Source organism: Pseudomonas salomonii (assembly GCF_900107155.1).
Lineage (GTDB): Bacteria > Pseudomonadota > Gammaproteobacteria > Pseudomonadales > Pseudomonadaceae > Aquipseudomonas > Aquipseudomonas salomonii.
This window is the reverse complement of sequence record NZ_FNOX01000010.1, coordinates 125,247-150,743: the sequence shown is the minus strand read 5'-3', so window position 1 is coordinate 150,743 and position 25,497 is coordinate 125,247. Positions and strand designations below refer to the sequence as shown.

Genomic DNA, 25,497 nt, shown 5'->3' with positions numbered 1-25,497 from the left:
CGGGTCATTGCCGAGGTGCCGGAATCTGCTCCAGCAGTTGCTTGAGCACCTGATCCACTTCCAACCCGTCAATGTCCAATTCGGGGGCGATGCGCACGCGATGGCGCAGCACCGCCAAGGCGCAACCCTTGATATCGTCCGGGGTGACGAACTCGCCACCGCGCAGCAAGGCCCTGGCGCGGGCGCCGCGAACCAGGGCGATGGAGGCACGCGGGCCTGCACCGATAGTCAGCCCTGGCCAACTGCGCGTGGCGCGGGCCAGGCGCACGGCGTAGTCGAGTACTTGCTCATCCAGCGGCAGTTCGCTGGCAATTTGCTGCAACTGCAACACGTCCTCTGCCTGCAGCACCGTGCGCAGTGGCTGCACATCCAGCATGTCGGCCCTGGAGGAGCGGGTGACTTCGCGGACCATCTCCAGCTCCTGCTGCGCATCGGGGTAGTCCATGCGCACTTTGAGCATGAACCGGTCCAGCTCGGCCTCGGGCAGGGGGTACGTGCCTTCCTGTTCGATGGGGTTCTGGGTCGCCAGCACCATGAACGGTTGGCCAATGGGCAGCGCTTCGCCCTCCAGGGTGACTTGGCGTTCCTGCATGGCTTCAAGCAGGGCGGCCTGGGTCTTGGCGGGGGCGCGATTGATTTCATCGGCCAGCAACAGGTGGGTGAACAGCGGCCCCTTGCGCAGCTTGAACTGCTCACTGTGCAGGTCGTACACGGCGTGGCCGGTGACATCGCTGGGCATCAGGTCCGGGGTGAACTGGATACGGGCAAAGTCGCCACCAAAACAGCGTGCCAGCGCGCGAACCAACAAGGTTTTGCCGAGCCCTGGCACACCTTCGAGCAGTATGTGACCACCGGCGATCAATGCGGTGAGCACGTCGTCGATCACCTGGTCCTGGCCAATCACCGCCTTACGCAGTTCAACACGCAGAGCCTGTGCCTGTTGGCTGGCCTTTTGTAGGCTCTCGACAGTCGGGGCGGTGGCCGTGGGAAATTCACTCATAGGGCATTCCTGAGGGTTTGCAGGCTCGCCACCTGACGGCTGAAATCGGCGCTGGTGAGCCGTTTTGCCGGGAGTGGGCCGAGGGCCTGGCGGATGACGTGGGAGGGTTGGCGCGTCAGGCGTTCGAGGACCTGCCACTGTGCGTCGCTGTCGAGGTGTTCAAAGCCTGGGTGGCGCCGTCGTGCCGCCCGCTGGATATCACGCTGCAAGGCGTGCAGCAGCGTGCCTTGGCCACTGCGGCGCAGCAGGAAGTCGGCGCTGGCCTTCACGTGTTCCTGTAACTGGCGACGGGCCTTTGGGGCGGGCGCCCGGGTCGGCCCCTGGCGCATGCCGGCGTGCCAGAGTGCCAGGGCAATCAGTGCGCAGAGCGCCACCAGTGCCTGGGGGAAATTGCGCATCAACAGGGTAAGCAGGTCGTCCACGTCGCTGTTGAACAGCAGCGTTACATCCGTACCCCGGTTGAGATACCACAACAGCCAGGCGTTATCGTGTTTGCCGATGCCTGGGGTTTTCCACAGGTCGCTGTCGGTTACCACCGTTACGGTGCCTTGGCCGAAGTTGCGTTGCATCAAATGGCTGGACTTGCCGCTGTTGGCGGAGAACTGCGCCAGGTGCCTGGGGTCGGTGAGGTTGAAGTCGGTATCGAAGCTGAAATAGGCCGGGGCGGTCTCATTGTCGACGTAGAGTTTGGTCAGGTCCGGTGCTTTCTTTTTGCGTGGGGAAGCAGGCTCGTCAAAGCCCTCGCCGAGTGTCTGGTGGACGTCCAGCCGGTCCAGCAGCAAGTCGCCGCTTTTACCGGTTTCCTCATCCCAAAGCGCTTCGGCAACCAGCAGCAGATGGCCACCGGATTTTGCCCAGTCCAGCAGTTGCTCCGCCTGGCGTGGGGTCATGTTGCTGCGCTCGCCCAGCAATACCAGGCTACGCCCCTTGGCTGGCTGGTCGGCCAGGTGTTCAAGGCTGTTGGCGTGTTCCACGGCCAGGCCCTGCCGGCGCAGGAAGTATTCGGCCGCAAGGTAGGGGTTGGCGATGGCTTGTGGCGATGGGCCGCGATCGACTATTTCGTCGTAGGGAATCGCCTTGTGCCAAACGTAAAGGCCACCGGCTCCCAACAGGCAGGCCAGCAGCAGGCCGACCCACAACAGGGGGCGCTTCATTGGGCGGCTCCCGTATTGAACAGGGTGCGCCAATCGCGGCACAGCTGCTGGTGTACCAACGCCGGTGGAAGGCGGTGGCCATAAGCGAGGTTTTGCCAGTGGTGTGTCAGTGCTTCACTGAAGGCCAGCAGTTGCGGTTGTTGCAGTGAGTGGATGCGCTCCAGGACCTGGCCTTCGGTGTCGGCGCTTTTGAGGGGCAGGTTGAAGTCGTGCAGCAGTCGGTTGAGCAGGCCGCGATACAGCAGGCCGAGGGCTTCCCTGGGGTGGGTGGGCCACAGCTGTTCGGCGGTGCTGGCAATGTCGTCAGGCAAGGTCTCGCTGCCCAACGCCAGGCCGAACAATTGTGCTGGGGCCGCTTTGGCGATTTTGGCTTTGGCCGGCCCGCGTCGACTGACAAAGGCGTGCAGCCACTCCCGATAGCGCCAGACAACTAGCGCGAGGCCAGTCGCCAGCAGGCCCCAGAGCAGTACCTCCAGGCCGAGGGCAGCGTTTTTGAAGGAGTTGCGGTTGAAGCTGTCCAGCAGCGCCTGAAGCCAGGCCGGAAGTTTACCGTCACCCTTTACCTTGTGTTGCGCGGCGTTTTTTTCGTCGCCAAAACGGTAGCGAGTGACGGTTTCCGGGTGCTTGAACGGGGGGCTGTCCAGCAGCGCCTTGATCGATTGGCTGGCGGCCTGGGTGGTGACTTGTTTGGCCGGTCCGGGCTCGTCCGCCATGACGGGGCGGCCGAATGGCACGAGCATCAGCCCAGCCACCAGCAGCAACGTCGCGACGCTGCTCAGGCGTTGGCGTAACCGGCGGAATACCAGTTCAAGGTCCCAGGCTTCCAGCACGGTGCGGCGGTTGAGGTACAGGCTGAAACCGCAAGCGACATAGATGGGCTCCCAGAACACCAGAATCAGGGCGTAGAAGGCGTTACTCAAATGCTCCAGCCACAACCCTTCCGAGCCGCTTGCCAGTGCCAACCGTTGCCAGTCCCAATCGAGTTCCAGTTGCTGCGGGATAAACAGGTAGAACAGTGCCATGCAACCGAACCACAGGCCGATTTCCATATGCACGCCAAGGGTGGTAAGCCAGCGTGCAGCGCCAGCATTGCGTTGCAGCAGCACCCCCAGGCGTATTTGACGGGCATTGCCGTCCAGGCCTTCGAGTTGACTCACCGGCATGACAAAGCTGCGGCTCAGGCTCAGTCGCCTCCAGGTCAGGCTGGCCAGCAGTTGGCCTTTGAGCAGGCGCGGCCACTGGCGCACGGCCTGCTTGAGGCTGGGAGTCTCGCCAAACAAGGTCTTGGAGAGGATGTACAGCGGCAAGCGATCAAAGGCCGGTTTTAACCACCAGAACATGAACATGGCCGTGGACGGGTATTTCCACAGCAGCAGGGTCAGCAAGCTGAATATCGGCAACGTCACTATTGCCCAACTGCTCATCAACAGCAGTCGATGTTCCTGCGCCATCAATACACCCAGGTCCATGGCTTCCCAGGAAGTACGGGGACGAATCACTACACTGGCCTCACTCAGGCGCATGGCGAGTGCGTCCGGCAAGCGTGAGGTAGGCGGCAACCAACAGCCACAGCCCGGAGCCCGTTGAGTATTTGATCCAGGGCGCGATCGTGGTGGAGGAAGACCAATAGGCTTCAATAAACGCCGCGATCAGCAGCAATAGCATGACGCCGCAGAGCATTTGCACGCTTATGCGTGCCGCCAGCCGCAGGGATTCGCCGCGTGTCAGGTGCCCGGGAGCAATCACCGCCCAGCCCAATTGCAAGCCTGCCGCCCCGGCCAGGGCGATGGCGGTAAGTTCGAAAGCGCCGTGGCCGATGACAAACGACCAGAAGGTCTGGCCATAGCCGATCTCGGTGAGATGGCCGGAGATCGCGCCGATGATCAGGCCATTGAAAATCAGAAAGAACACGCTGCCCAGGCCCAACAGCAAACCGGCGGCAAAGGTCTGGAAGGCAATCCCGATGTTGTGCATCACGTAGTAGCCAAACATCATCCAGTCCTCACTGGACGCGCGGTCGGCAGCACGCCCGAGGTGACCGGCATCCGGGTCATACATGCTGTGCATCTCGGCCACCTGCGCAGGGCTAACGATGCTGTAGATCAGGTCTGGAAACAGGTAGACCAGCAACGCAACACCCACCAGGCTGCCGAAGAACAGCACGCCGGCGATCAACACGAAACGCCATTGTTCGCGCACCAGGCGCGGGAAACCCGCCAGGATAAAGCCCACTGCATTCGCGCCCAATTGGCTGCGATGGCGATATAACTGCTGGTGGCCGCGCAGTGCCAGTTGTTGCAGGGGGTCTATCAGGTAGCTGCTGTAGCCACGCTCCTGGGCCAGGGCGAGGTGCTGGCACAGGCGCCGATAATGATGGGGGAAGTCGGACATATCGCCGGCCTTGGCCTTGCCTTGCTCCAACCGGATGAGTTGTGCGGTGAAGGCTTGCCACTGCGGCTGATGGCGGCTTTCGAACAGGCTCTGCTTCATGTTGGCCCCACCAGGCCGCGGGCCACGCCATTGAGTTGTTCTACCGCACGCGCTGGCGATACGTGTAACGGCGTTGCCAGGATGGCCGCCAGTTCGTGCACCCGATCGGCGGACAACTCACCTTGGCGTTCGGCGAAACCCAATATGGCGCGTTGTTCGCTCAGCTCCAGCGTGAAGGGCAGGCGCAGGGCGGTGGCTTGAGGCACCTTGGGGCGCGCCAGTGGCTGCTCGCGGTAGACCACCAGCGTGCCCGCAGCAAGGTCGCCGAGCCGTTTGAAGTGAGGGTGTTGCAGGCAACTGATGGCGCCGAGGAAGTAGCCCAAAGGCAGCATGTCGACAAAGCGCAGCAGGTTGCGGATGAGTGAGGCCGGCCAGCCAATGGGTGTGCCGTCGTCCTGAATGACGCGCAAGCCCATGACCTGCTTGCCCGGAGAGCAGCCCTGGTTGAGGACTTCGAACAGCACCATGTACCACCAACTGATCAGGAACAGCAGCAGCGAGCCCAGGCCAATACCGATATTGCCGAGCAGCGCCAGTGGCACGAGCAGGATACCCATGATCAGGCCGCGCACACCCAGGTCGAAAGCAAAAGCCAGTGCGCGTGGCATCAGGCCGGCCGGGCGCAAGGGCAAGTCTATGCCCTCGGGCGTCTCGATCGGGTAGTGGGTATCCAATGGAACTGATGGCATCGCGATCCTTGGCAGTGCGGGCGGCTTGAAGACACGGATGCTAGCAGTGTCGACGGTGGAAGCAACCCTTCAAGGTTTTGCTGGATGTTTGTACAGCTATCTATCGCTGGCCCCGAGTGCCTTGCTGCGCCTAGACTTTGTCGATCTTCAGCACAGGAACAGCCCGTGACCACCATTTTCTGGTACGACTATGAAACCACCGGCATCAACCCGCGCAGCGATCGCCCGTTGCAGGTCGCCGGTATTCGTACCGACCTCGAGCTCAACGAGGTCGGCCCGCCGGTCAACCTGTATTGCCAGCCAAGCGACGATATCCTGCCGCATCCGGCTGCCTGCGCCATCACCGGTATCACCCCCGGCATTCTGGCGGAAAAAGGCCTGGCCGAAGCCGACTTCATGACCCGCGTGCACGCTGAGTTGGCCGCGCCTGGAACCTGTGGCGCCGGTTACAACACTTTGCGCTTTGACGATGAAATGACGCGTTACAGCCTGTACCGCAACTTTTTTGACCCCTATGCCCGTGAGTGGCAGGGCGGCAACAGTCGTTGGGACTTGATCGATGTGGTGCGCACGGCTTACGCACTGCGCCCCGAAGGCATTGAGTGGCCCCAGCAGGACGGGCGTGTCACCCTCAAGCTGGAGCGTTTGACCCAAGCCAATGGCATCGATCATGGCCAGGCTCACGATGCCCTGTCGGACGTGCGAGCCACCATCGCCCTGGCGCGGCTGATCCGCGACAAGCAGCCAAAGTTGTATGACTGGTTGTTTCAACTGCGCAGCAAGCAGCGAGTGATGGATCAGGTCCGCCTGTTGCAGCCCATGGTGCACATTTCCGGGCGTTTCTCCGCCGAGCGTCATTACCTGAGCGTGGTACTGCCTCTGGCCTGGCACCCGCGCAATCGCAATGCGTTGATTGTCTGTGACCTTGGCCTCGACCCGCAGGGTTTGCTCGACCTCGACGCCGACACCTTGCGCCAGCGGCTCTACACGCGTCGTGATGATTTGGCGCAAGGGGAATTGCCCGTGCCGCTCAAGTTGTTGCATATCAACCGCTGCCCAGTGGTCGCGCCATTGAGTGTGCTGCGCGCACAGGATCGCGAACGCTTGAACTTCGATATGGACGTGTGCCAGGCACGGGTGCTGCGACTAACTGACGCACAGGAAGTTTGGCGCGACAAGTTGGCAGCCATTTATGCCGAGGAAGACTTTGCGCCGAGCACAGACCCGGAGCAGCAGCTCTATGACGGTTTTATCGGTGACCGTGACCGACGGTTATGCGAACAAGTCCGCGTGGCAGAACCAGCGCAGTTGGCACGTCAGCAGTGGCCTTTCGATGATCATCGATTGCCGGAATTATTATTCCGTTACCGCGCACGTAACTTTCCTGACACCTTGGACAACGATGAGCAACAACGCTGGAAACTTTTCTGTCAGCAACGTTTGTCGAGCGCGGAGTGGGGCGCACCCAATACCCTGTTGGCATTTAAGCAGGCACGTGAGGAGTTGGCTGTTAGTGCTACAGCGTTTCAGCGCCAGGTGCTCGATGAGTGGCAGGAGTATGCCGACTCTTTAGCCGCTCGCCTGGGCCTGTAGTCAGGTACTTGCAGAGTATTCGGACAATAAAAAACGCCAGCAAGCTGGCGTTTTTAATGTGTAGCATATCAGGCCTGAGCCCGATCAGGCTTAGCCCAGCAGGGTAGCCCAACCTTCAACCACGTCGCCGCCCCACTTGGCTTTCCACTCTTTCAGAGTCTTGTGGTTGCCACCTTTGGTTTCAATCACTTCGCCGTTGTGCGGGTTTTTGTACTGCTTGACCTTGCGGGCACGCTTGGTGCCGGTAGTTTTCACAGCGCCACGTGGTGCTTTAACTTTAGATTCCGGATCCAACAGCGCGATGATGTCACGCAGGGATTTGGAGTACTCACCCATCAGGGTGCGCAGTTTGCCTTCGAATTCCAGCTCGGTTTGCAGCTTGTCGTCTTGGGACAGGTTCTTCAAGCGGGCTTGCAGTTCTTTGATAGCTTCTTCGGTGGCGCGGTATTCGTTGATCAGGGACATGTTGACTACCTTATGTAGAGCGCTGATTGACAGTGAGTGGCCTAATAATAGTCAGGCAATTTCCCCAAGTAAACATTTAAGAAGGCATTTATGTAAATTACGTTGAATGTTTGTGGCAATGCTATGCAATCGAGTTAATTAATAGGTGGCAGGTGTAAAGATAATTCTGTTTGTTTTGCCTAACTGTCTAAGCCTGAGGGCGGGCCTTCATATAGTGGCGGTAAAACCTTACGCTATTAAGGGGTGTCGCCAGGGCCGGGCGGCAGAATAAGGTGCAAGGAGTACTGCAGTTTTTCTGCGTAATCGCTAGAATGGCGGCCTTTGCGAAGTTCTGGAGTTTCCCCCTAATGCGCACTTTTCGGCTGGTGATTGCTTGCCCGGACCGGGTTGGCATCGTTGCCAAAGTCAGTAACTTTCTGGCCTCCCACAACGGCTGGATCACCGAGGCGAGCCATCACTCGGACGATCTCAGCGGTTGGTTTTTCATGCGTCATGAGATACGTGCGGACACGCTGCCCTTTGGTCTCGAAGCATTTCGCGAGGCGTTTGCGCCGATCGCCGAAGAGTTTTCGATGACCTGGCACATCACTGACACGGAGCAGAAAAAGCGTGTCGTACTGATGGCCAGCCGCGAGTCCCACTGCCTGGCCGACCTCCTGCACCGCTGGCACAGCGATGAACTCGACTGTGAGATAGCCTGTGTGATTTCCAATCATGATGACCTGCGCAGCATGGTCGAATGGCATGGCATCCCGTACTACCACGTACCGGTCAACCCGCAGGACAAGGAGCCGGCATTCGCTGAAGTCTCCCGCCTGGTAAAGCAGCACGAAGCCGATGTGGTCGTGCTGGCGCGCTACATGCAAATCCTGCCGCCGGAATTGTGCAGTGAGTACGCAGGCCGAGTGATCAACATTCACCACAGCTTCCTGCCATCGTTTGTGGGGGCCAAGCCGTATCACCAGGCCTCCCTGCGCGGTGTGAAGTTGATTGGTGCAACGTGCCACTATGTCACCGAGGAACTCGACGCCGGCCCGATCATCGAGCAGGACGTCGTGCGCGTCAGCCACAGCGACAGCATTGAAGACATGGTGCGTTTCGGCCGTGACGTCGAGAAGATGGTGCTGGCCCGTGGCCTGCGTTACCACTTGGAAGATCGGGTGTTGGTTCACGGTAACAAGACTGTGGTGTTCTGATAGCCGCGTTTAAGTTGAAGACAAAAGGGCCTGGGCGTTTAATCGTCCCAGGCCCTTTTTATTTGTCTGTGGTTGAGGAGTAAGTGATGAGCGACCCACTCGATAAAGCCACCTCCAAAGCGCCTGCGACGCTGGGCGAGGGCTGTTTGAGCCGTTTTGATCCAGATGAGCTTAACCCTGAGGACGGCACCGAGTTTCCCGGTGCCGCCGAGTTGTGGCGCCAGGAACACGCTAAAACCGATCCCGAGCAAGCCTAGCGGCCCGCCGCCTTAAACGCTCGGCGGGCCTTTGGATCAGATCCGGAAGCTGCCCACCAGCTGTTTCAAACGTGCGGCCTGTTGTTCCAGGTCGGTACAGGCGCGCAGGGTCGATTGCAGGTTTTCCACACCTTCCTGGTTGAGGGTGTTGATCTCGGTGATGTCCATGTTGATCGACTCCACCACCGACGTCTGTTCCTCGGTGGCGGTGGCCACAGACTGGTTCATGCCGTCGATCTCGCCAATGCGTTGGGTCACGCTGTTGAGACGCTCACCGGCCAGGTTGGCGATCTCGACGCTCTCCAGGCTATGGCGCTGGCTTTCACTCATGGTGCTGACCGAATCCCGGGCGCCGACCTGCAACTCTTCAATCATCTTTTGCACTTGTTGCGCCGATTCCTGAGTGCGGTGCGCCAGGTTGCGCACCTCATCGGCCACCACCGCAAACCCGCGACCGGCTTCACCTGCACGTGCCGCTTCGATCGCGGCGTTCAGCGCCAGCAGGTTGGTTTGCTGGGAGATGCTGGTGATCACTTCCAGAATTTGCCCGATGTTCACGGTCTTGCTGTTGAGCGCTTCGATATTGCTGCTGGAGGCGCTGATCATCTCGGACAGTTGGTTCATTGCCTTGATATTACGCTCGACCACTTGCTGGCCATCTTCGGCCAGGTGCCGGGCATCGCTGGCCTGATGGGACGCCTGGGCGGCGTTACGTGCGATTTCTTGCGCAGCCGCGCCCAGTTCGTTGATAGCCGCAGCCACGCTGTTGGTGCGGTTGGCCTGCTCGTCAGAGTTGACCATCGACGAGTTGGAGGCGCTGACCACTCGCAGGGCCACTTCATTGACCTGCTCGGTGGCCGAGGACACTTCGCGAATCGAGGTATGAATGCGCTCCACGAAGCGATTGAATGCGTTACCCAGCGTGCCGAACTCGTCGTGATTCTGGATGTTCAGGCGGCGGGTCAGGTCACCTTCGCCATCGGCGATGTCCTGCATGGCGCGGGTCATCACGTGCAGGGGTTGCAGCAGCACTCGGATCAGCATGCCGAGCAGCGCGATGATGATCACGACCGCAATGATCGTGGCGATAACGGCCGAGGTGCGAAATTTGCTGAGCATGGCGAAGGATTTATCTTTATCCACCGAAATACCCAGGTACCAGTTCACCGACGGCAGGCCTTTGATGGGGGTGAAGGTCACGATGTTGTCTTTGCCATTGGCTTCGACTTCGCTGAAATCACCACTGATTTTCGGGGTGTTTTTCGGGTACATGTCGGCCAGCGTCTTCATCACCAGGTTCTTGTCCGGGTGCACCAGCACTTTGCCGTCAGCGCTGACCAGGAACGCGTAGCCCATGCCGCCGAAGTTCAGCGCGCCGATGTTATCCACCAGGGTTTGCAGGCTCAGGTCGCCGCCGACCACACCGATGCTTTGCCCGGCCCTGGCGCTGGGGGTGGCCACGGAAATGATCAACTGGCCGGTCGCCGCGTCGATGTAAGGTTCGGTGAGGGTTGAGCCGTTGCTGCTTTGGGCGCCTTTGTACCAAGGGCGCACCCGTGGGTCGAAACCGTCTGGCATTTTGGTGTCGGGGCGGATGGTGAAGGCGCCTTTGCTGTCACCCACGTAGGTGGCCATGAACGAGGAAGTCAGGGTTTTCTGTTCGAGCAGGCCGGCAACCACGGCGGGTTCAGGGTTTATGGCGATGTTCTGTGCGGCATTTTCGACCAGGGCAATCCGCCCGGTGAGCCAGGTTTGAATGTTGCTGGCGGTGACATCACCCATTTCATGCAGGTAATTATCGAGGTCGTCGCGAATCGCGTTGCGTTGCAGGTAGTCGTTGTAGAGGGTAAACAGTGCAAAAGCGGCGATGACGATAAGGGAGGCTGCAAGCAGGATTTTGTGGCTGAAGCGCAGGTTTTTATTCATGGCTTGTAGGGTCCGCTAAGGTCTTAATATCCGAAGCGCGTCCTCGTGGGACGCGCAAAATGACAGCGTCAAAAAAGGTGTGATACTGCGTGTGATAATTCCGGTGGTCCCTGTGAGAACTATCTGACCTATTTTTAGACTTTGTAGGTCTTACCTCTGTCTGTATCGACCTGACGGCACTAAAGATTAACCAAAGGTGACGAAATGCCTGATTCCTCGCAACTCCTTATCGGCGCCGGCCTGGACGGCCAGCCCATCGCTCAGGCCATGCGCCTGGCCAACCGTCACGGGTTGATTGCCGGCGCCACCGGTACAGGTAAAACCGTCACGTTGCAGCGCTTGGCGGAAGCCTTCAGCGACGCGGGTGTGGCCGTGTTTGCCGCTGATATCAAGGGGGACTTGTGCGGCCTTGGCGCTGCGGCCAACCCGCAAGGCAAGGTGGCCGAGCGCATTGCGGGCATGCCTTTCCTTAATTACACGGCGAAGGCTTATCCGGTAACGCTGTGGGATATCCACGGGCAGTCCGGTCATCCGCTTCGCACCACCATCAGCGAAATGGGGCCGTTGCTGCTTGGCAGCCTGCTGGAACTCACCGACAGCCAGCAATCGGCGCTCTATGCGACTTTCAAGGTGGCCGACCGCGAAGGCCTGTTGCTGCTGGACCTCAAAGACCTCAAGGCGTTGCTCAACCACTTGCGTTATCACCCGCAACTGCTGGGCGACGATGCGGCGCTGATGACCACCGGTTCCAGCCAGGCGCTGTTGCGGCGTTTGGCGGTGCTCGAGCAGCAGGGCGCCGAAGCCTTGTTCGGCGAGCCGGCCCTGCAACTTGAAGATATCTTGCAGCCTGCCGGCGATGGTCGCGGGCGCATTCACCTGCTGGACGCGAGCCGCTTGGTGCATGAGGCGCCCAAGGTCTATGCGACCTTCCTGCTGTGGCTGTTGGCCGAGTTGTTCGAACAACTGCCGGAGCGTGGCGATGCCGATAAACCGTTGCTGGCGCTGTTTTTCGACGAGGCGCATTTATTGTTCGCCGATACGCCCAAGGCATTGCAGGATCGCCTGGAGCAAGTGGTGCGATTGATCCGTTCCAAGGGCGTGGGTGTGTACTTTGTCACTCAATCCCCGGGGGATTTGCCTGACACGGTATTGGCGCAACTGGGCCTGCGTATCCAGCATGGCTTGCGGGCGTTCACCACCAAAGAGCAGAAATCCCTGCGTGCGGTGGCGGACGGTTTTCGCCCCAACCCGGCGTTCGATACCTTGTCGGTGCTCACCGAGTTGGGCACCGGTGAGGCGCTGGTGGGGGCGTTGCAGGAAAAGGGCACGCCGGAAGTGGTCCAGCGCGTGCTGGTGGCGCCGCCGCAATCGCGGATCGGGCCGCTTTCCGAGGCTGAACGCGCTGCGATCATCGCCAGTTCGCCTTTATTGGGGCGCTACGACAAGCCGATTGACCGTGAGTCGGCCTATGAAGTGCTGATGGCGCGCAAGGAGCTTGGCCCGACCGAGGAGGCCAAGCCGTCCGGCGAAGAGCCGAGCTTTACCGACAAGGCCGGGGCGTTCCTGGGGACTACCGCGGGCAAGGCGCTCAAATCCGCCATGCAGCAGGCGGCCAATCAAATGGGACGGCAGTTGGTGCGCGGGTTATTGGGCTCGTTGCTGGGCGGCAGTAAACGCAAGTAGCGGTTCAGGGCTTGGGCCTGGCGTGGGCGGCCAACCGCTCCAACGCTGCGCGCAGGCCCGGATCGCTGATGCCGTCGGCCGTGGCTTGAATGGTTTCGGCCGCATTCTGCGACAGGTCCATGGTGTGGCCCACTGCGCCTTGCTGCACGGTGGGCGGCTGCACCTTGAACTGGATGCGGGTCAGACTGGCAAACTCATCAAATGCCATTAATTGCCGCTGCAAGCGTTTTTGCTGGTAGCGCAGGCGGGTGGCCCAATGCCCGTCGGTGACAATTAACAGTAAATTGCCTTCGCGCCACGACGCCACATGACAATGTTCGCGGGCGGCAGGTTGCAGCTGGCTTTCTACAAGGCGTTGCAAATGGCCCAAGCGTTGCGCGTGGCCGAAGATGGCTTTCAACGGTTTGGCTTCGCGGAGCAACACGCTGGGCGCGCGGGCTGTAAGTGGGCGAAACGCCATGTTTAGACACCTTAAGTAACAGAGCCGCCATCTTAGCAGAAAGCGCCTGTGCGGCCCCAGGCAAAGCGATAGCAGGGCAAAGCGAGTGAAATCAATAGGTAACTTCTGCGCTTGATGGGTTGAAGTTCCAGCAAAAGCCCTTATTTTAAACAAGCCCTCTCACAGCGCCATGCCAGCATCGGGGAATAACGCCACTTTCCTCACCCACGATTCCGGGTAGAATGCGCGTTCGCATGCGGCCGTGAGGGCTGCTCGGGCCACTCACGGTGCGCCCTCCATCCCTATGTGTGGAAGAACCTGCCGATATGTTTGCGCCTTTGTTAAAGAAACTTTTTGGAAGCAAGAATGAGCGCGAAGTCAAACGCATGCTCAAGACGGTGCAGCTGGTCAATGCCTTCGAAGAGCAGATGGTTGCCCTGTCGGACGAGCAATTGCGCGCCAAGACCCAAGAGTTCAAGGCCCGCATAGCCAAAGGTGAAACCCTCGACAAGCTGTTGCCTGAAGCCTTTGCGGTCGCCCGTGAAGCCGGTAAGCGTGTCATGGGCATGCGCCACTTCGACGTGCAATTGATCGGCGGCATGACCTTGCATGAAGGCATGATTGCCGAAATGCGTACCGGTGAAGGCAAGACCCTGGTGGCAACCCTGGGCGTTTACCTCAACGCGCTGTCCGGCAAGGGCGTGCACGTTGTGACGGTGAACGACTACCTGGCCCGCCGGGACGCCAACTGGATGCGCCCGCTGTATGAATACCTCGGCCTGACCGTCGGCGTAGTCACGCCGTTCCAGCCGCCGGAAGAAAAGCGCGCCGCCTATGCGTGTGACATCACCTACGGCACCAACAACGAATTCGGTTTCGACTACCTGCGCGACAACATGGCGTTCAGCATGGAAGAAAAATTCCAGCGCGAACTCAACTTTGCCGTGATCGACGAAGTCGACTCCATCCTCATCGACGAAGCACGTACCCCGCTGATCATCTCCGGCCAGGCCGAAGACAGCTCGCGCCTGTACACCGAGATCAACAAGTTGATCCCGCGCCTGGTGCAGCACGTTGAGGAAGTGGAAGGCGTGGTGACCAAAGAAGGTCACTTCACCATTGACGAGAAGACCCGCCAGGTCGAACTCAACGAAGCCGGCCACCAGTTTGTCGAAGAGATGCTGACCCAGATCGGCGAGCTGGCCGAAGGCGAAAGCCTCTACTCGGCGCACAACCTGGGCCTGTTGACCCACGTGTATGCCGGCCTGCGCGCCCACAAGCTGTTCCATCGCAACGTCGAATACATCGTCCAGGACGGCCAGGTCGTACTGGTTGACGAACACACCGGCCGTACCATGCCGGGTCGCCGTCTGTCCGAAGGCTTGCACCAGGCCATCGAAGCCAAGGAAATGCTCAACATCCAGGCCGAAAGCCAGACGTTGGCCTCCACCACCTTCCAGAACTACTTCCGTCTGTACAACAAACTGTCCGGCATGACCGGTACAGCCGACACCGAAGCGTTCGAGTTCCACCAGATCTACAACCTGGCCGTGATGGTGATTCCACCGAACAAGCCGCTGGCGCGTAAAGATTTCAACGACCTGGTGTTCCTGACGGCCGAAGAGAAGTACGCGGCAATCATCAATGACATCAAGGACGGCATGGCCCAGGGTCGTCCGATTCTGGTGGGTACTGCCACCATCGAAACTTCCGAGCACGTGTCCAACCTGCTCAACAAGGAAGGCATCGAGCACAAGGTCCTCAACGCCAAGTTCCACGAAAAAGAAGCCGAGATCATCGCCCAGGCCGGTCGCCCTGGCGCACTCACCATCGCCACCAACATGGCCGGTCGTGGTACCGACATCCTGTTGGGCGGTAACTGGGAAGTGGAAGTTGCAGCACTGGAAAACCCAAGCCCTGAGCAAATCGCCCAGATCAAGGCTGACTGGCAGAAACGCCATCAGGCGGTGCTGGAATCCGGTGGTTTGCAGGTAATCGCCTCCGAGCGTCACGAATCGCGCCGTATCGACAACCAGTTGCGTGGTCGTGCCGGCCGTCAGGGTGACGCCGGTTCGAGCCGCTTCTATCTGTCGCTGGAAGACAGCCTGATGCGTATCTTCGCCTCGGATCGGGTGAAGAACTTTATGAAAGCCCTGGGCATGCAGTCCGGTGAAGCGATCGAGCACCGTATGGTGACCAACGCCATCGAGAAGGCCCAGCGCAAGGTTGAAGGGCGCAACTTCGACATTCGTAAGCAACTGCTTGAGTTCGATGACGTCAACAACGAACAGCGTAAAGTGATCTATCACATGCGTAACACGTTGCTGGCCGCCGACAACATTGGCGAAACCATCGCTGACTTCCGTCAGGACGTGCTCAACGCCACCGTCAGCGCACACATTCCGCCACAGTCCCTGCCTGAGCAGTGGGATGTTGCCGGCCTGGAAGCCGCGTTGAAGAGCGACTTCGGTGTGGACTTGCCGGTTCAACAGTGGCTGGACGAAGACGACCACCTGTACGAAGAAACCCTGCGCGAGAAGCTGATGACCGAGCTTCTGGCCGCGTACAACGAGAAAGAAGAGCAGGCGAGTGCCGAAGCACTGCGCACCTTCGAGAAACAAATCGTACTGCGCGTGCTGGACGACCTGTGGAAAGACCACCTGTCGACCATGGACCACCTGCGTCACGGTATCCACCTGCGTGGCTACGCCCAGAAGAACCCGAAGCAGGAGTACAAGCGCGAGTCGTTCACGCTGTTCTCCGAGCTGCTGGATTCGATCAAGCGCGATTCGATTCGCGTGCTCTCCCACGTTCAGGTGCGTCGCGAAGACCCGATCGAGGAAGAAGCCCGCCTGCGTCAGGAAGCCGAGGCACTGGCTGCGCGCATGCAGTTCCAGCATGACGAAGCACCGGGTCTGGAAGCGCCGGAAGCCTTGGGCGAAGAGGTCGATGTGGCCTTGGCTCAAGCCCCGGTCCGCAATGACCAGAAGCTGGGCCGCAACGAGCTGTGCTGGTGCGGTTCGGGCAAGAAGTTCAAACACTGCCACGGCGAAATCAACTAAGATTTTTGCCTGACGCTGCAACACCCTGCGCCGCGACCGGCCTTTGCCGTCGCGGCGTTTTGCCATTAATTTCACCGTTGATCGCGACGGTACAGACATCACCTATTCTTTAAGGAGCGCATTCATGGCTGTTGGTCTTGGTCCTTTGCCCACTTTGCACCCGGTCGCCGGTTTTGAACTCGGTATCGCTTCGGCCGGCATCAAGCGCCCGGGGCGCAAAGATGTAGTGGTGATGCGCTGTGCCGAAGGCTCGACGGTTGCGGGCGTGTTCACGCTCAACGCGTTTTGCGCCGCACCGGTCATCCTGGCCAAGCAACGCGTGGCAGGTTCGATCCGTTACCTGCTGACCAACACTGGCAATGCCAACGCCGGTACCGGCGAGCCAGGCCTGGTTGCCGCTGCGCGCACCTGCGCCAAGCTGGCCCAGTTGACCGGCGTCGATGCCAGCCAAGTGCTGCCATACTCCACCGGCGTGATCGGTGAGCCGCTGCCGGTGGAAAAAATCGAAGGCGCGCTGCAAGCCGCACTGGATGACCTGTCTGTGGATAACTGGGCAGCTGCGGCCACCGGCATCATGACCACCGACACTCTGCCAAAAGGCGCGAGCCGCCAGTTTGTACACGACGGCGTGACCGTCACCGTGACCGGCATCAGCAAGGGCGCGGGCATGATCCGCCCGAACATGGCCACCATGCTCGGCTACATCGCCACCGACGCCAAAGTCTCTCGCGACGTGCTGCAGCGCCTGATGCTCGACGGTGCCAACAAGTCGTTCAACCGCATCACCATCGATGGCGATACCTCGACCAACGACTGCTGCATGCTGATCGCCACCGGCCAGGCCAACCTGCCGGAAATCACCTCTACCGAGGGCGCGCTGTTCGCCGCGCTGAAGCAGGCGGTGTTCGAGGTGTGCATGGACGTGGCTCAGGCCATCGTGCGTGACGGTGAAGGCGCAACCAAGTTTGTTACTGTTGAAGTCAACGGCGGCGCTAATCACCAGGAATGCCTGGATGTCGGTTACACCGTGGCCCACTCGCCGCTGATCAAGACTGCACTGTTTGCTTCCGACCCGAACTGGGGCCGCATCCTCGCCGCCGTCGGCCGTGCCGGTGTGCCGGACCTGGACGTCAGCAAGATCGACGTCTTCCTCGGCGACGTGTGCATTGCCAGCCGTGGCGCCCGCGCCGAAACCTACACCGAAGCCCAGGGCTCGGCGGTGATGCAGCAGGAAGAAATCACCATCCGCATCGAGCTGGGTCGCGGCGAGTGCAGCGAAACCATCTGGACCACCGACCTGTCCCACGAGTACGTGAAGATCAACGCGGAATACCGCACCTGACAGTCAAGAGGAACGCGTGGTGAAACGAGTGCATGTAGCAGCAGCGGTGATCCGTGGCGTTGACGGCAGGATCCTGCTGGCACGCCGTGCCGACACCCAGCATCAAGGCGGCCTCTGGGAGTTTCCCGGCGGCAAGGTAGAGGCGGATGAATCGGTCGTTGCCGCGTTGTCCCGCGAATTGCAGGAAGAACTGGGCATCCTGGTGACCACGGCGCGCCCGTTGATCAAGGTGCAGCATGACTACCCGGACAAGCAGGTGTTGCTGGATGTCTGGGAAGTCTCGGCTTTTACCGGCGAGCCCCACGGTGCAGAAGGGCAACCACTGGAATGGGTGGTGCCACGGGACTTGCTCAACTATGAGTTTCCGGCGGCGAATGCACCGATTGTTGCCGCTGCCCGTTTGCCCGCTGACTACCTGATCACCCCGGGCGAGTTGGAAACGCCGACCCTGCTGCGGGGCATTCAAAAAGCCATTGCCGGTGGCATCAAGCTGATTCAACTGCGTGCGCCCAACGGTTACGACCCTAAATACCGTGACCTGGCGGTGGACGCGGTGGGCTTGTGTGCCGGCAAGGCGCAACTGATGCTTAAAGGGCCGTTCGAATGGCTGGGGGATTTCCCTGCCGCCGGCTGGCACATGACCTCGGCGCAACTGCGTAAGTATGCGAGCAAAGGCCGACCGCTGCCGAAGGATCGATGGTTGGCGGCTTCTTGCCACAACGCTGAGGAGCTGGCACTGGCAGAGATGATGGACGTGGATTTTGTCACGCTGTCGCCGGTGCAGCCGACCCAGACTCATCCCGATGCCCAGCCTTTGGGTTGGGAACAGGCGGTAGAGTTGATCCGTGGGTTCAGCAAGCCGGTGTTTCTGTTGGGCGGGGTTGGGCCGGACGAGCGGGAACAGGCTTGGGCAGCCGGGGCTCAAGGCGTGGCAGGCATTCGCGCGTATTGGCCTGAGGCATGATGATCGTTCCCACGCTCCGCGTGGGAATGCCTATTGTGACGCTCCGCGTCACGCTTTGGGACGCGGAGCGTCCAGGGCTGCATTCCCACGCAGAGCGTGGGAACGATCTTAGTGGGGCTTCGCCGCCGCCTGCCACAACACTTCCGCTACACCCTGGCGCTTGGCAATCACCCGCGCCGCCACAAACAACACATCCGACAACCGATTGATGTACGCAAGCCCCACGCCTTCCAACGGCTCCATCGCATTCAACTGGTGACACCGCCGCTCGGCACTGCGCGCCAGGCTCCGGCACACATGGGCCTGGGCAATCAGCGCCGAACCGCCGGGCAAGATGAAGTTCTCCAGCGGCCCGACTTCCTCGTTCCAACGGTCAATCGCCGCTTCCAGCCGGTCGACTTCTGCGGCATTCAACGCTTTGTACACGGGCATCGCCAACTCACCGCCCAAATCGAACAAGCGGTGCTGGCACGGCGTAAGCACCTCGATGATCTCGTTGAGCTGCGGGTGCTTGCCGCTCTGTTCTTCAAGGTTGGCCAGCAGCAAGCCCAGTTGGCTGTTGAGCGTATCCACCTCGCCAATCGCCTCCACGCGAGGGTGGTCCTTGGGTACGCGACGGCCGTCACCCAGGCCCGTCTCGCCCTGGTCGCCGGTGCGGGTGTAGATCTTCGACAGGCGAAAGCCCATGGTCATTGCTCCAGTTGAGTCAGTTCATAGGGTGGCATCTGGCTGCCGGCCAACGGCAGGCGCAGGGTAAAACAGGTGCCTTGGCCGAGGGTGGAATGCACTTCCATCTGGCCTTTATGGTTGTTGGTGATGATGAAGTACGACACCGACAGCCCAAGCCCGGTGCCTTGGCCGATTTCCTTGGTGGTAAAGAACGGCTCAAAGGTGCGTTTGCGCACGTTTTCGCTCATGCCGATGCCGTTGTCTTCCACCTGGATTTCCGCCCACGGCGGGTTGAGGCGGGTGCGCAGGATGATGCGCCCCGGCTCGCTGTCGTCTTCACGCAGGTGAATGGCTTGCGCGGCGTTTTTCAGCAGGTTGAGCAGCACCTGTTCCAGCTCGTTGGCGGTGCCCGGCACCGGGCCCAGTTGGGGGTCGAACTGGCGGATGATCGCCTGGCCCTTGAAGTCGAAGCCGATGGTCAGGTCGAAGTCGTTACCGGCAATTTCCACGGCCTGGTCGATCAGTGCGGGCAAATCGCACGGCGCCATCTGGCGGTTGCTGCGGCGGCTGAAACTGAGCATATGGGTGACGATTTTCGCCGCCCGCGCGCCGGCTTGCTGGATGCCATCAAGCAATTGCGGGACTTCGCGGCTTTGCAGGTAATGGTTGACCGTCTCCAGCTCGATTCCGGCCTGTTCGGCGTGTTCCAGGTTCTTCGGCAGGTCGGGAGACAGGCGCCGGCGGATGTTCTGCACGTTATGCAGGATCGCCCCCAGCGGGTTGTTGATTTCATGGGCCATGCCCGCAGCCAGGCCGCCCACGGAGAGCATTTTTTCCGACTGCACCATCATTTCTTCCAGGGACAAACGCTGGGTGATGTCGTCGATACGGATCACCACGCCGCGCCCGGCACCGCCCATCAACGGGTAGAAGGTCAGGGCGTAATGCTTGGGTTCGTCATCCTTGATCCAGGTGACACGCTCAATGCGCTCCACCGTGTGCTGCTCCACCGTGGCTTTTATCTGCGGCAGGTACGGTTTGAGCGGCTGGAAGGCGAGGAAGATCGGCTGGTTCAGCGCTTCATCCAGGCGCGTGCCGGAAAGTGCCGTGGCTTCCTGGTTCCATTGGGTGACGTAAAGCTGTTCATCCAGGGCGATCAGCGCCGACGGCATCGAGTCGATGATGCTGTTGAGGTAGTTCTGGAAACCGGTGAGCTTTTTCTCGATCTTGCTGCGCACCTGCACTTCCAGTTCCAGCTTGCGGTTGGTGTGGCGTGTTTCTTCGGCCAGGCCCTGGGCTTGGTCGTAGGCGGCCTGAGAGTCGTCCCGCGCACGCTTGAGCTGCTGCTCGCGGGCTTCGATGCGCGACAACATGGTGTTGAAGGCTTCGGCCAGGCTGCCGATTTCATCATGGTTGCCGCGCCCGGCACGCAGGGCGTAGTTTTCTTCGCGCGTCACCTGGCGTGACAGTTCTTCCAGCTCATGGATCGGGCGGGTGATCAGGCGCTTGATCTGGCGGGCGATGACCAGCCACAGCAATACGCTGAAAATCAGGATGCCGAGGCTGGCGGTCAATGTGCCGGTATAGAACGCCACCGGCAACTCACTGCTGGCCACCAACAGCAAATGCCCGGATGGCTGGCCGGTGCGGGGCAGGGTGATGACCTGGTTGCTGCGAAACTCGGTAAGGCGCCAGGCTTCGATATGCCGGTAGTTTTCCGGCAGGTGCAGGCGGTTGCCGTGCTGCATCTGCGCCAGCAAGGTGCCTTCGCCGTCGTACAGCGCAGCGGCGCGCAAGGGCGAATAGCTGGTCAGCTCATTGAGCAGGGCGTCGGCCTTGGTCGGGGATTCAAGGGCTTCGGCGGCCAGCGACGGGTTGGACACCAATCGACCGATGGCCTGCAACGCCTGGGGCGCCATGCTTTCCTGAGAGATCCAATAGGCGGCGCTGATAAACGTCAGGTTGGCCACCAGCAATACCGTGGTCAACAGCACCAGCAGGGCGGCCAGCAGTTTCTGCCCTACCGGTAGGTTTTCAAGACGCTGGCGCAGTGGCATCAGGTTTTTTCCAGGTAATAGACAGGTAGGCAGGGTAGCGCGTGCCTCAGTCGCTGGCCAATCCGCGTGTGTGCAAGTAGTCGACCAGACGCGCCTGCAACTGTTGCAGATGCGGCAGTCCCAATTGATGGCGCGCTGCGGCCTGGCACGCATAACCGAGCAGGTAGCTGATTTCGGTGCGGCGGCTGGCGGCCACGTCCTGATACATGGACGAATAATTGGCCGCGGTGGCCTGGATCACCCGTTCCACTTCAGTGTGCAGGTCTTGGGCGGCGGCGGGTTGGCCGCAGCATTCAAGCAACTCGCTCAGTTCGGCGCACAAGGTCGCGACTTCGCATTGGTGGGCTTGCAGGCCGCCATTGCGGCACTGGTAAAGCACCGTTAACGGGTTGATGGCGCAATTGAGCGCCAGCTTGCGCCACAAACGCGTCAGGATGTCGGTGCTCCACTCATGGGGAATGCCGGCGGCGTGCAGGTCGTCCAGCCAAAGCGGGGGAGTGGGGCGGCGCGCGTCCCCCAGCCAGGTGAAGCCGTGGCCGGCGAAGACCACGCGCCAATCGCCGTCACGAAACGCGCCTTCAGTGCTGGAGGCAAAGAGACAGCGGGCCTGGGGCAATTGCGCGGCCACCGCATCCTGGCTGCCAAGGCCGTTTTGCAGCAGGACCAATTCAGCGTCCGGTACCAACCGGTGTTGCAGCTGTGCGATGGCACTTTGGGCATCGTAGGCTTTGCACGCTACCAGCAGGCGATGAATCGGCTCGGGGCTGTCGGGTGTTTCGCCGATCACCGGGTAAGTATTTTCTATGCCGTGTTCCACCAGGGTCAGGCCGCCCGCCTTGTGATAGCTGGCCAGGCGCGCGGCGTCGCGCACTATCAGCCGCACAGGCAGGCCTGCGCGCGACAATCGCGTGGCCCAGAGGGTGCCCAGGCTGCCGGCGCCGAGAATATGCCAGGTGGTCGACATCAGTTTGTGCTCCGTAGGGTCGCCTGCGATGAATGGTGCGAAAGAACCGCTATAATGCCTCGGCATTTTAGCTTGGGCGCGCTCCATCTTTACTGAGCCCGCCCCTTATATTGGAGAAATGACATGCCTTCGTTCGACGTGGTATCCGAACTGGACAAACACGAAGTCACCAACGCCGTCGAAAACGCCGTCAAGGAACTGGACCGTCGCTATGACTTGAAGGGCAAGGGCAGCTTCGAGTTCAAGGAAAAGGAACTGACCGTCAACCTGACCGCTGAAGCCGATTTCCAGCTGGAAGCGATGATCGAGATCCTCAAGCTGTCGTTGGTCAAGCGCAAGATCGACGCACAGTGCCTTGAAATCAAGGACGCCTACGCCTCCGGCAAGCTGATGAAGCAGGAAGCCGTGCTCAAGGAAGGTATCGACAAGGAGTTGGCGAAGAAGATCGTCGCTCACGTCAAAGACGCCAAGTTGAAAGTCCAGGCCGCCATTCAGGGTGAGCAGGTGCGTATCACCGGCAAGAAGCGGGACGACCTGCAAGAAGCCATCGCCGCCCTGCGCGCCAAGACCTTCGACATGCCGCTGCAGTTCAATAACTTCCGCGACTGATGGCACATTGGGGAACCTGTGAGCGTTTTTAACGTCCCACGCCCCGGAAACAGTGCCTACACTTGAGCCCTTCGGGGCTCATTTGCGTTTTAAGGCAGTCAATTAAGCCGCACATCCGCGCAACAGGAGAAGATAGATGGATTTAAACGCTGAAATGGATCACCTGATCAAGACCTCGCAGTCCTGGATCCCCATGATCATGGAATACGGCAGCCGCGTGTTGCTGGCGGTAATCACCCTGGCCATCGGCTGGTGGCTGATCAACGTATTGACCCACCGCGTGGGGCGCTTGCTGGCCATCCGTAACGCAGACCTGGCGTTGCAGCATTTCATCACCAGCCTTGCGAACATTGCGCTGAAAGTCATGCTGGTTGTCAGCGTGGCCTCGATGATCGGCGTGGCCACCACCTCGTTTGTCGCCGCGATCGGTGCCGCTACCCTGGCCATCGGTTTGGCGTTGCAGGGCAGCCTGGCGAACTTCGCCGGTGGCGTGCTGATTCTGCTGTTCCGCCCATTCCGCATTGGTGACTGGATCGAAGCCCAGGGCACCTCCGGGACAGTCGACAGCATCCAGATCTTCCACACCGTGCTGCGTACCGGCGACAACAAGACTGTGATCGTGCCCAACGGCATCCTGTCCAACGGCATCATCACCAACACCAACCGTCAGCCGACCCGCAAAGTGGTGTTTGATGTGGGTGTCGACTACGAGGCCGACCTGCAGAAAGCCCGTGAAGTGCTGCTGGAGCTGGCCAAAGACCCACGCGTACTGGCTGACCCGGCGCCTGCGGCCGTGGTGTCGACCCTGGGTGACAGTTCGATCACTGTTTCTCTGCGTTGCTGGACAAATACCCCGGATTATTGGGATGTAGTGTTTATGCTCAATGAACTGGCGCGTGATCGTTTGAAAGGGGCGGGTATTGATATTCCGTTTCCGCAGCGAGTTATTCGCGTGATGCAAGAACCGCTTGCCAAATAACTAAGCGGCAGGTTGTCGAACTTGGCCGATAGGTCAAGTTCGATGGGTACGGCCAACATAGTTACTTAGCTTGCTAGTTATTTTTCTTGTGTAATAAATCTGAAATAAAAAAGCCGCTCCCTTGCAAAACAGGGGAGCGGCTTTTTAGTTAAGGCTTACGCCTTAAGTCATCGTTGTAATTAAACCGCTAATTACAAGATGTTCAGCGGGTATTGCGCGATCAGACGCAGTTCGTCGATCGACGCCGAACCGTAGTACACGCCATCAGACGAACGATAGGTCGCTTGACGAACGCGCAGGCTCAGGTCTTTTGCCGGGCCGCTCTGAACCACGTACTTGGCTTCTATGTCGCGTTCCCACTCTTTGCCGTTCGAAGTGGTGCCGGTGTTGGCGCCGCTGCCGCTGACATAACGAGTCATGAAGCTCAGGCCTGGCACGCCGAAAGTGGCCATGTTCAGGTCGTAGCGAGCTTGCCAGGATTTTTCGTCTTCAGCGTTGAAGTCGGAACGGGCGATGGAGTTGGCCAGGAAAATCGTGCCGCCGCCGTCTACGCCGTAGCCGTAGTCACCGTCACCGCTGACTTTCTGGTAGGCCAGGGTGAACGTGTGAGCCTGGATGGTGTACGCGCCTTGCAAGCTGTACGCACGGTTATCCAGTTTGGTGGTGTTGTCTTTTTCTGCGCGCTGCAGGCCGGCGCCATCGCTTTTGGTGCTGTAGATGTTGAAGTCAACGGCCAGGGACTGATCGTTGCTCAGCGCGTGAGTCCAGTTCAGGTTGGCGTAGGTTTTCTTCCAGTAGTCTTCGGTCTTCGCGTAGTAGAGGCTGGCGCTGACTTCCGGCGTCAGGGCGTAGACACCACCGATAAAGTCGGTTTTGGTCAGGCCCAGGCTGTCACGGTATGTCTGTGCTTGTGCCACGCTCGAGGTGAAGTGACCGCCTTCGAGTTTCAGGCCCTTGATCTCGTTGCTGGTGATCGAGATACCTTGCGGCAGCTCTGGCAGCAAGCGGCTGTCGTCGGAAGCGAATACCGGCGCGGTGGTGTACTGGTCGCCGACTTTAAGCACAGTGTCGGAGATGCGGAATTTAACCGCGCCGCCGCCTTTGGAGTAGTCGTCTTGCGAGCGACCGTCGGCACCGGTAGGGAACAGGCCAGTGCCCGAGCGACCCTTGCCGCTGTCCAGTTTCACGCCCAGCAGGCCGATCACGTCAACACCGACACCGATGGTGCCTTGGGTGTAGCCGGACTGGAACAGACCGTTGAAGCCCAGGCCGGTTTCATTGGTGTAGCTCTTGCCGGTATCGTTATTACGGAAGTCCCGACGAAAGTTCAGCAAACGGGTATTGATGCTGAACGTGCTGTCTTCAACAAAGCCCTTGGAGTCGTCCTGGGCGGACGCCATTGCGAACTGCGAGGTGCCTGCTGATACAGCCAGGGCGATCATGCTCCACTTCATCACGCGCATCGTGATTTGCTCCTTTGGTTTTAGGAAGAGTACTGCCGTCCCACCTGTATTTTTATCTGGGCGGCTCTTTCTTTTTTGTGTCGGCGCAAAGTTATATCACGCAGACCCTATTGACGATACTTACTCATCTATCCTTTCAGCTTCTTTACGAGGCTGTCGTAAATTGCTATTTCCCTGTCGCAAATTCACAGCCTGAGTGTCACCAGGCTGACAACTAAAGTGCGGTATTCCTACCCCTTGCGAAGTTTGAACTCATCCTTGAAATGCACCTGAACGCTACTGTTCTTATCGCGTAACACCCGTATCCAAACGGGTGCCGTTGCCGACGATACGGGTGTGAATGCAACAAGCGTGCACAAAGCGGTAACCGAATGTCATTTTTTCGTGAAAAACGTTACGGCCGTGTAAAAACCGCATAAGCACGGGCTTCTTACGTCGTTTGGTTTGGGCTTGACGCCCCGCTGAAACACCTTTTGGGAGGTACAAAAAAACTGTG

Annotated in this window: 21 protein-coding genes and 1 pseudogene; 9 read left to right on the top strand and 13 right to left on the bottom strand. The window is 59.8% G+C overall.

Annotation, left to right across the window (positions count from 1 at the left end):
- Positions 1–4 precede the first annotated feature (4 nt).
- Genes BLV67_RS22615 through BLV67_RS22595 form a run of 5 tightly spaced genes read right to left on the bottom strand, consistent with a single transcriptional unit; the run spans position 5 to position 5,333 of the window.
- Entirely contained in the window at positions 5–1,000 is a 996-nt protein-coding gene (locus BLV67_RS22615) for an AAA family ATPase (RefSeq protein ID WP_069788158.1), read from the bottom strand.
- A complete protein-coding gene (locus BLV67_RS22610; RefSeq protein WP_069788157.1) occupies positions 997–2,154 on the bottom strand; it encodes a DUF4350 domain-containing protein in 1,158 nt (385 codons plus the stop codon). The genes BLV67_RS22615 and BLV67_RS22610 overlap by 4 nt, the downstream gene beginning before the upstream one ends.
- Complete coding sequence (locus tag BLV67_RS22605; protein ID WP_069788193.1) at positions 2,151–3,677, bottom strand: DUF4129 domain-containing protein; 1,527 nt, start codon at positions 3,675–3,677, stop codon at positions 2,151–2,153. Before BLV67_RS22605 ends, BLV67_RS22610 begins: the two co-directional genes overlap by 4 nt.
- Positions 3,664–4,644, bottom strand: coding sequence for a stage II sporulation protein M (locus BLV67_RS22600; RefSeq protein WP_069788156.1), 981 nt, complete (start codon positions 4,642–4,644; stop codon positions 3,664–3,666). The genes BLV67_RS22605 and BLV67_RS22600 overlap by 14 nt, the downstream gene beginning before the upstream one ends.
- On the bottom strand, positions 4,641–5,333 hold the full coding sequence (locus tag BLV67_RS22595) for an RDD family protein (RefSeq protein ID WP_065930433.1): 693 nt from the start codon (positions 5,331–5,333) through the stop codon (positions 4,641–4,643). Before BLV67_RS22595 ends, BLV67_RS22600 begins: the two co-directional genes overlap by 4 nt.
- A 165-nt stretch (positions 5,334–5,498) precedes the next feature.
- Between BLV67_RS22595 and sbcB the strand changes: the two genes are divergently transcribed.
- On the top strand, positions 5,499–6,926 hold the full coding sequence (gene sbcB / locus BLV67_RS22590) for an exodeoxyribonuclease I (RefSeq protein ID WP_065930434.1): 1,428 nt from the start codon (positions 5,499–5,501) through the stop codon (positions 6,924–6,926).
- Positions 6,927–7,016: 90 nt separating this feature from the next.
- On the opposite strand, the gene mvaT is transcribed toward sbcB, so the two are convergent.
- Positions 7,017–7,391, bottom strand: coding sequence for a histone-like nucleoid-structuring protein MvaT (mvaT, locus tag BLV67_RS22585; protein WP_005790963.1), 375 nt, complete (start codon positions 7,389–7,391; stop codon positions 7,017–7,019).
- Positions 7,392–7,738: 347 nt separating this feature from the next.
- On the opposite strand from mvaT, the gene purU reads away from it, so the two are divergent.
- Positions 7,739–8,587: a formyltetrahydrofolate deformylase gene (gene purU, locus BLV67_RS22580; RefSeq protein WP_017139791.1), complete on the top strand. Its 849-nt coding sequence runs from the start codon at positions 7,739–7,741 to the stop codon at positions 8,585–8,587.
- An 86-nt stretch (positions 8,588–8,673) separates the two neighbouring features.
- Positions 8,674–8,844: a hypothetical protein gene (locus BLV67_RS33015; protein WP_163005457.1), complete on the top strand. Its 171-nt coding sequence runs from the start codon at positions 8,674–8,676 to the stop codon at positions 8,842–8,844.
- Positions 8,845–8,880: 36 nt separating this feature from the next.
- On the opposite strand, the gene BLV67_RS33740 is transcribed toward BLV67_RS33015, so the two are convergent.
- Both BLV67_RS33740 and BLV67_RS33735 read right to left on the bottom strand, forming a co-directional pair.
- Positions 8,881–9,645, bottom strand: a complete 765-nt coding sequence (locus BLV67_RS33740) for a methyl-accepting chemotaxis protein (protein ID WP_370589484.1) — start codon at positions 9,643–9,645, stop codon at positions 8,881–8,883.
- 93 nt (positions 9,646–9,738) lie between these two features.
- Positions 9,739–10,770 (bottom strand): annotated as a pseudogene (locus tag BLV67_RS33735) (HAMP domain-containing protein); the annotation flags it as partial.
- 204 nt (positions 10,771–10,974) lie between these two features.
- Here BLV67_RS33735 and BLV67_RS22570 point away from each other — a divergent pair.
- Positions 10,975–12,453, top strand: coding sequence for a helicase HerA-like domain-containing protein (locus tag BLV67_RS22570; protein ID WP_069788154.1), 1,479 nt, complete (start codon positions 10,975–10,977; stop codon positions 12,451–12,453).
- A 4-nt stretch (positions 12,454–12,457) separates the two neighbouring features.
- On the opposite strand, the gene BLV67_RS22565 is transcribed toward BLV67_RS22570, so the two are convergent.
- A complete protein-coding gene (locus BLV67_RS22565; RefSeq protein WP_056858560.1) occupies positions 12,458–12,913 on the bottom strand; it encodes a DUF721 domain-containing protein in 456 nt (151 codons plus the stop codon).
- A 305-nt stretch (positions 12,914–13,218) separates the two neighbouring features.
- Between BLV67_RS22565 and secA the strand changes: the two genes are divergently transcribed.
- The 3 genes from secA to BLV67_RS22550 all read left to right on the top strand — a co-directional run bounded on the left by secA (position 13,219) and on the right by BLV67_RS22550 (position 18,260).
- Positions 13,219–15,954, top strand: a complete 2,736-nt coding sequence (secA, locus tag BLV67_RS22560; RefSeq protein ID WP_017139796.1) for a preprotein translocase subunit SecA — start codon at positions 13,219–13,221, stop codon at positions 15,952–15,954.
- Between the two features lie 124 nt (positions 15,955–16,078).
- Complete coding sequence (gene argJ, locus BLV67_RS22555) at positions 16,079–17,296, top strand: bifunctional glutamate N-acetyltransferase/amino-acid acetyltransferase ArgJ (RefSeq protein ID WP_017139797.1); 1,218 nt, start codon at positions 16,079–16,081, stop codon at positions 17,294–17,296.
- Positions 17,297–17,315: 19 nt separating this feature from the next.
- Positions 17,316–18,260, top strand: a complete 945-nt coding sequence (locus tag BLV67_RS22550; RefSeq protein ID WP_069788192.1) for a Nudix family hydrolase — start codon at positions 17,316–17,318, stop codon at positions 18,258–18,260.
- 108 nt (positions 18,261–18,368) lie between these two features.
- On the opposite strand, the gene BLV67_RS22540 is transcribed toward BLV67_RS22550, so the two are convergent.
- Genes BLV67_RS22540 through BLV67_RS22530 form a run of 3 tightly spaced genes read right to left on the bottom strand, consistent with a single transcriptional unit; the run spans position 18,369 to position 21,950 of the window.
- On the bottom strand, positions 18,369–18,947 hold the full coding sequence (locus BLV67_RS22540) for a cob(I)yrinic acid a,c-diamide adenosyltransferase (RefSeq protein WP_069788153.1): 579 nt from the start codon (positions 18,945–18,947) through the stop codon (positions 18,369–18,371).
- A gap of 2 nt (positions 18,948–18,949) precedes the next feature.
- A complete protein-coding gene (locus BLV67_RS22535) occupies positions 18,950–20,986 on the bottom strand; it encodes a sensor histidine kinase (protein WP_065930439.1) in 2,037 nt (678 codons plus the stop codon).
- 46 nt (positions 20,987–21,032) lie between these two features.
- Complete coding sequence (locus tag BLV67_RS22530; protein ID WP_065930440.1) at positions 21,033–21,950, bottom strand: putative 2-dehydropantoate 2-reductase; 918 nt, start codon at positions 21,948–21,950, stop codon at positions 21,033–21,035.
- A gap of 123 nt (positions 21,951–22,073) precedes the next feature.
- Between BLV67_RS22530 and BLV67_RS22525 the strand changes: the two genes are divergently transcribed.
- Together BLV67_RS22525 and BLV67_RS22520 are read left to right on the top strand one after the other, a co-directional pair.
- On the top strand, positions 22,074–22,559 hold the full coding sequence (locus tag BLV67_RS22525) for a YajQ family cyclic di-GMP-binding protein (RefSeq protein ID WP_003209785.1): 486 nt from the start codon (positions 22,074–22,076) through the stop codon (positions 22,557–22,559).
- 136 nt (positions 22,560–22,695) lie between these two features.
- Positions 22,696–23,538, top strand: coding sequence for a mechanosensitive ion channel family protein (locus BLV67_RS22520; protein WP_056858566.1), 843 nt, complete (start codon positions 22,696–22,698; stop codon positions 23,536–23,538).
- A gap of 191 nt (positions 23,539–23,729) precedes the next feature.
- Here BLV67_RS22520 and BLV67_RS22515 read toward each other — a convergent pair whose 3' ends face one another.
- Positions 23,730–25,001: an OprD family porin gene (locus BLV67_RS22515; protein ID WP_069788152.1), complete on the bottom strand. Its 1,272-nt coding sequence runs from the start codon at positions 24,999–25,001 to the stop codon at positions 23,730–23,732.
- Positions 25,002–25,497: the final 496 nt, after the last annotated feature.